Origin of the sequence: Thiohalobacter sp. (genome assembly GCF_027000115.1) — a bacterium.
Classification (GTDB): Bacteria; Pseudomonadota; Gammaproteobacteria; order Thiohalobacterales; family Thiohalobacteraceae; genus JALTON01.
The window spans coordinates 67,172-73,586 of sequence record NZ_JALTON010000013.1 but is presented as its reverse complement, the minus strand read 5'-3'; the positions used below and the strand labels follow the sequence as shown (position 1 = coordinate 73,586).

Genomic DNA, 6,415 nt, shown 5'->3' with positions numbered 1-6,415 from the left:
CCATGATTTCGTTCAGGGAAGAACGATGCTGTCGCTTGCACTGGCCCTGCTGGCGGGCACGCTGTGCCTGCCCCTGCTTGCGCAATCCCTGCCGCCCCTGCCCGGCTGGCCCTTGTGGCTGCTCGTCCTTGGCCTGCTGGCCTGGCGGCCCGCGCGGCTGGTCGGGGCCTTCCTGCTCGGCCTGGCCCTGTTCTGGCAGGCCGCGGAGCAGCGCCTGGCGGATCGGCTGCCGTCTTCCCTTGAGGGCCACGACCTGGTGCTCTGCGGCCGCATCGCCTCGCTTCCCGAACGGGTCGGCCGCGCGCTGAGATTCCGGTTCGATCCGGTGGCGGCGGCCCCCGACTGTATATCGATCCCGACCCGCCTGCGCTTGAGCTGGTACCGCACCGACCAGCGGCCGCGGGGCGGCGAGATCTGGCGCCTGCGGGTGCGGCTGAAGCGCCCGGCGGGCTTTCTCAACCCCGGCGGCTTCGACTACGAGCGCTGGCTGTTCGTGCAGGACATCGGCGCCACCGGCTACGTGCGCCGCGACCCGGACAACCGCCGGGTGGGCGAGGGCGGCGGCCTCGCGGCCCTGCGCCAGACGCTGTACGACCGGCTCGCGGGCCGGCTGGGGCAGACGCCGGGCGCGGGTGTGCTGCTGGCGCTGCTGTTGGGTGCCCGGCAGGGCGTGGACGATGCCCAGTGGGCGCGCTTTCGCGATACCGGGACCGGTCACCTGATGGCGATTTCCGGGCTGCATGTCGGGCTGGCGGCGGCGCTGGGCGCAGGGCTGGGCGGCTGGCTGTGGTCGCGCAGCGCGCGACTGTGCACGGTACTGGCGGCGCCGCGGGCTGCGCTGCTCGCGGGGCTGGTGCTGGCGGCGGGCTATGCGCTGCTGGCGGGGCTGTCCATTCCCACCCGCCGGGCGCTGGTGATGCTGGCGGTACTGGCGCTGGCCCTCGGCGCGGGGCGGCAGGTGCGGCGGCGTGAGGGCTGGGCGCTGGCGCTGATCGCGGTGCTGCTGTTCGATCCGCTGGCGGCGCTGTCGGTGGGCTTCTGGCTGTCCTTTCTGGCGGTGGCGCTCATCCTTTACCTGGCCGCGGGTCGCACTGCGCCGCGCAGGGGTATCCGTGCCTGGATTGCCGGACTGCGCATCCCGGTGCTGCTGGCGCTGGGGCTTGCGCCCGTATCACTGCTGGTCTTCCAGCAGGCCTCGCTGGTGGGCTGGCTGGCGAACCTGGTCGCCGTGCCCTGGGTGGGGGTGGCGGTGGTGCCGGCCGGGCTGGCGGGGCTGGCGCTGGAGGCTGCCGGTCTGCCGGGTGGCTGGCTGCTTGGCGTCGCGGCCCGTGCCTTTGCCCTGCTCGATGACGGGCTGCTGGCGCCGCTGGCGTCGCTGCCGTTCGCGGCCGTATCCGCCGCGGTCGGGCCAGTGGTCTTCGCGCTGGCCGGGTTCGGGACCCTGTGGCTGCTGGCGCCGCGCGGGGTGCCGGGGCGCGCGCTGGGCGCGCTCATGTGGCTGCCGCTGCTGCACCCGGCGACGCAGGCGCCGCCGCCGGGTGTGGCGGAGGTGACGCTGGCGGACGTGGGGCAGGGGCTGGCGCTGGTGGTGCGGACGTGGACGCACGCCCTGGTCTATGACACCGGCCCGCGTTTCCAGAGCGGTTTCGATACCGGCGAGGCGGTGCTGGTGCCGCTGCTGCGGTCGCGGGGCGTGCGCGCGCTGGACCGGCTGGTGATCAGCCACGGTGACAACGACCACATCGGCGGCGCACGTTCGCTGCTGGCCGCGCTGCCGGTCTACAGCGTGCTCGCCAGTCTGCCCGAGCGCCTGCCGCAGCGGCCGCTGCGGCAGTGCCGCCGCGGTCAGGCATGGCAATGGGACGGGGTGCGCTTCGAGATGCTCCACCCGGTGGCCGGCCAGCGGCCGGGCAACGATGCCTCCTGCGTGCTGAAGATCACCGCCGCCGACGGCAGCCGGCTGCTGTTGCCGGGCGACATCGAGCGGGCCACCGAGCGGGCGCTGGTGCGCGCGCTGCCGGATGCACTGCGCGCCGAGGTGCTGGTGGCGCCCCACCACGGCAGTGCCACGTCCTCGACCGCGGCCTTCATTGCCGCCGTGGCCCCGGAATGGGTGCTGTACCCGGTCGGCTACCGCAACCGCTACGGCTTTCCGCGGGCCGAAGTACAGGCCCGCTATGCCGAGATGGGGGTGCGGGCGCTGGATACGGCGCAGGGCGGCGCCATCCGGTTCCGGCTGGGCGCGGGTGCGATCCGGCCGGAGCCGCTGAGGCAGAGCGGGCGCCGGCTCTGGCATCGTGCACCGGACCCGGCAAAACCGTATGATAGGGCGGATTGGAGGCGAGCGGTCGCGGCGCAAGTGGCCGCGCCAAAAGGAATTCCCACCACACAGGATTGCGAACCGTGTTTGAACTGATCAAAGCGGGCGGCTGGCTGATGGTGCCGATACTGGCCTGCTCCGTGATTGCCGTGGCCATCATCGGCGAACGGATGTGGATGCTGCGCGTGCGCCGGGTGATCCCGCGCCACCTGGTCGCCGAGGTCTGGAAGTGGGTGCGCGACAACCAGCTCGATGCGGTGCGCCTGCAGACGCTGCGTTCGGGCTCGCCGCTGGGGCGGATACTGGCCGCCGGCCTGGTCAACCTGCACCATGACCGCGAGATCATGAAGGAGGCCATCGAGGACACCGGCCGCCACGTGGTGCTGGAACTCGAACGCTACCTGAACACCCTCGGCACCATCGCCGCCATTTCGCCGCTGCTCGGCCTGCTTGGCACCGTGATCGGCATGATCAAGGTGTTCACCGCCATCACCACCCAGGGCGTGGGCGACCCCGGCGTGCTCGCCGGCGGCATCTCCGAGGCGCTGATCACCACCGCCGCCGGCCTGTCGGTGGCCATTCCCGCGCTCATGTTCTACCGCTACTTCCGCGGCCGGGTGGACATGCTGGTGATGCGCATGGAAGAAGAGGCCATGAAGATGGTCGAGGTCTTCCAGGGCGAGCGCGAGGAGGATCCGGACACCGAGGAGGTGCTGTGAGAATCCGCAGCCGCCGCCGCCGCGAGGAGCCGGAGGTCAACCTGACCGCGCTGATCGACGTGGTCTTCCTGCTGCTGATCTTCTTCATGGTCTCCACCACCTTCGACCGCGAGGCCCAGCTCAAGGTGGACCTGCCCGAGGCCAGTGCCGAGCCGACCGAGGCGCCGAAGGAGATCCTGGAGGTGACCGTCAACGAGCGCGGCGAGTACTTCATCGACGACCAGCAGGTGGTGAACACCGAGGCCGCAACCCTGCGCAAGGCCCTGCGCCAGGCCATGGGCGACCGCCGCGACCTGCCGCTGCTGATCCGGGCCGATGGCCAGGCCCCGCACCAGTCGGTGGTGACGGTGATGGATGTCGCGCGCCAGCTCGGCATCGAACAGCTGTCGCTGGCCACGGTGCAGCACCAGGAACAGCCCTGAATGACGGCAAGCTCCGGGCAGGCCGCCGACGGCTGGGCTCAGTACCGACGACTGCTGCGCTACGCGCTGCCGCACTGGAAGCTGTTCCTGGCCTCCAGCCTCGCCATGGCCCTGTATGGCGCCACCGATGCGCTGTTCGCGGCGCTGATGAAGCCGATGCTCGACGAGAGCTTCGTGGCCAAGGACCCGGACATGATCCGGGCCATCCCGCTGGCGCTGATCGCCCTGTTCCTGGTGCGCGGGCTCACCGGATTTGCCGCCAACTACGGCATGTCCTGGATCGGGCGCAAGGTGATCGAGGTCCTGCGCACGGAGATGTTCGCCAAGGTGCTGGAACTGCCGGCGAGCTACTATGACCGCGTCAACGGATCCACCCTGGTCAGTCGGCTGATCTACAACGTGGAGCAGGTGGCGCAGGCCAGCACCAATGCCGTCACCATCCTCATCCGCGACAGCTTCACCGTGATCTTCCTGCTCGCCTGGATGTTCTACATTTCCGGCTGGCTGGCGTTGCTGTTCCTCGCCATAGGACCGGTGATGGCGGTGCTCATCCGCTACATCAGCCGCCGCTTCCGCGCCATCAGCCGCCGTATCCAGAACTCCATGAGCGACGTCACCCACATCGCGGAAGAAGTGATCGTCGGCCAGCGGGTGATCAAGGCCTTCGGCGGCCAGGACATGGAGCGCGAGAACTTCGACCGCATCAACCGCAAGAACCGCACCCTGCAGATGAAGATGATCGCCACCAGCGCCGCCAGCGTGCCGGTGGTGCAGTTCCTGGGCGCGGCCACGCTGGCGCTGGTGATCTATCTGGCCACCGAGCAGTCCATGCGCGAAACCATTTCCGCCGGCGATTTCGTGTCCTTCATCACCGCCATGATGCTTTTGATGCCGCCGCTGAAGCGGCTGACCAGCGTCAATGCCAGCCTGCAGCGCGGCATCGCCGCGGCCGAGAGCATCTTCGAACTGCTCGACGAGCCGGGGGAGCGCGATACCGGGACCCTGCGGCTGGATCGTGCGCGCGGCGAGATCATCTACGACCGGGTGAGCTTCGGCTACGACCCGGACAAGGGCCGGGTGCTGGACGCAGTCGGCTTCGAGGTGCATCCGGGCGAGACCCTGGCCATCGTCGGCCGCTCGGGCTCGGGCAAGTCGACCCTGGTGAACCTGTTGCCACGATTCTACGATCCCGACGCGGGCAGCATCCGCCTCGACGGCCATGACCTGCGCGAGTACCGGCTGGCCGACCTGCGCCGGCAGATCTCGGTGGTCGGCCAGGAAGTGATCCTGTTCAACGACACGGTGGCGCGCAACATCGCCTACGGGCGCGCCGGCGAGGTCGACGAGGCCGCTATCCGCCGCGCTGCGGAGATGGCCAATGCGCTGGCGTTCATCGAGCAGCTACCGCAGGGCTTCGATACGCCGGTGGGCGAGAAGGGCGTGCTGCTGTCGGGCGGCCAGCGCCAGCGCATCGCCATCGCCCGCGCCCTGCTCAAGGACGCCCCCATCCTGGTGCTGGACGAGGCGACCTCGGCGCTGGACACGGAATCCGAGCGCGCCATCCAGGGCGCGCTGGAACGGCTGATGGCGGGTCGCACCACGCTGGTCATCGCTCACCGCCTGTCCACGGTCGAGAACGCCAGCCGCATCCTGGTGCTGGATCGCGGCCGGGTGGTCGAATGCGGCACCCATGCCGAGCTGCTGGCGGCGGAGGGGCATTACGCGGCCTTGTACCGCATGCAGTTCAACGAGCATCCGGCGGGCTGAGGCGCGGATCGTGGCGCTCGCCGAACGTCTGCAGCGACTCTGGTACGGCCGCTCCCCGGCGGCGCTCTGGCTGCTGCCGCTGGCCTGGCTGTTCTGTGCGCTGGTGACCGTGCGCCGCCGCTTGTACCGCCGGGGCCTGTTGCGGGTGCAGCGGCTGCCGGTACCGGTGATCGTGGTCGGCAACATCACCGTCGGCGGCACCGGCAAGACGCCGCTGGTGGCCTGGCTGGCGCGGCGCCTGCGCGAAGCGGGTTTCCGCCCGGGGCTGATCGCCCGCGGCCACGGCGGCGGCGCGCGGACCTGGCCGCAACAGGTGCGCGGCGACAGCGATCCACGGGTGGTGGGCGACGAGCCCGTGCTGCTGGCGCGATTGACCGGATGTCCCATGGCCGTGGGACCGGACCGCGTGGAGGCGGCGCGCCAACTGCTCGCGCACAGCGACTGCGACATCCTGCTCAGCGACGACGGCCTGCAGCACTACCGGCTCGGCCGGGACCTGGAGATCGCCGTGCTCGACGGGGTGCGCCGGCTGGGCAACGGCTTCTGCCTGCCCGCCGGCCCGCTGCGCGAACCGGCCGCGCGCCTGCGCGAGGTGGACTTCGTGGTGACCCAGGGCCTGGCCGGCCGTGGCGAGTACCGTCTGAAGCTGCGACCGGTCGCGCTGGTGTCGCTGGTCGATCCGGCGCGACGCGAGTCGCTGGAGGCCTGGCGCGGGCGGCGCGTGCATGCCCTGGCCGGCATCGGTCATCCGCAGCGCTTCTTCGAGCTGCTGCGCCGGAGTGGCCTCGAGGTGGTCGAGTATCCCTTCCCCGATCATCATCCCTTCACCCAGGAAGACCGCGCGGACGTGGCCGACGGCGATCCGGTGGTGATGACCGCCAAGGATGCGGTGAAGTGGGCGCGGTTTGCCGGCGAGGGAGACTGGTATTTGGAAGTCGAGGCCGAGGTGGACGAGCGGCTGTGGCCGCTGCTCGAGAAACGGCTGCGCTGAGGCCGGCGGCGCGGGTTCTGCTATTATTAACCCGGCAACCCAATATTATCGTGTTCAGGATGCAGAGAAAGCCGCTGAACAAGGCGTGGCTCGCCGGCAATGGCCCAGCCCTTGGCAAGCGCCACAACGCAGTGCAGGGGCTTTCTCTGCATCCCTGACAGGTTCAAGATCAAGGGAAAGGCCCGGCTGAACACGA

Annotated in this window: 5 protein-coding genes; all 5 read left to right on the top strand. The window is 70.2% G+C overall.

All coding sequences use genetic code 11. The features are described from left to right. The first annotated feature begins 25 nt into the window (after positions 1-25). From MVF76_RS01720 to lpxK, 5 genes are read left to right on the top strand one after another with little or no spacing between them, the layout of a single operon-like run. On the top strand, positions 26-2,416 hold the full coding sequence (locus MVF76_RS01720; protein ID WP_297527044.1) for a DNA internalization-related competence protein ComEC/Rec2: 2,391 nt from the start codon (positions 26-28) through the stop codon (positions 2,414-2,416). Further along, positions 2,404-3,039, top strand: a complete 636-nt coding sequence (locus MVF76_RS01715; RefSeq protein ID WP_297527042.1) for a MotA/TolQ/ExbB proton channel family protein — start codon at positions 2,404-2,406, stop codon at positions 3,037-3,039. The genes MVF76_RS01720 and MVF76_RS01715 overlap by 13 nt, the downstream gene beginning before the upstream one ends. Then, the gene (locus MVF76_RS01710) at positions 3,036-3,461 is read left to right on the top strand and encodes an ExbD/TolR family protein (RefSeq protein ID WP_297527040.1); all 426 of its coding nucleotides are present in this window, start codon (positions 3,036-3,038) and stop codon (positions 3,459-3,461) included. Before MVF76_RS01715 ends, MVF76_RS01710 begins: the two co-directional genes overlap by 4 nt. Next, entirely contained in the window at positions 3,462-5,228 is a 1,767-nt protein-coding gene (gene msbA, locus MVF76_RS01705; RefSeq protein ID WP_297527038.1) for a lipid A export permease/ATP-binding protein MsbA, read from the top strand. A gap of 10 nt (positions 5,229-5,238) precedes the next feature. Beyond that, a complete protein-coding gene (gene lpxK, locus MVF76_RS01700; RefSeq protein WP_297527037.1) occupies positions 5,239-6,219 on the top strand; it encodes a tetraacyldisaccharide 4'-kinase in 981 nt (326 codons plus the stop codon). Positions 6,220-6,415: the final 196 nt, after the last annotated feature.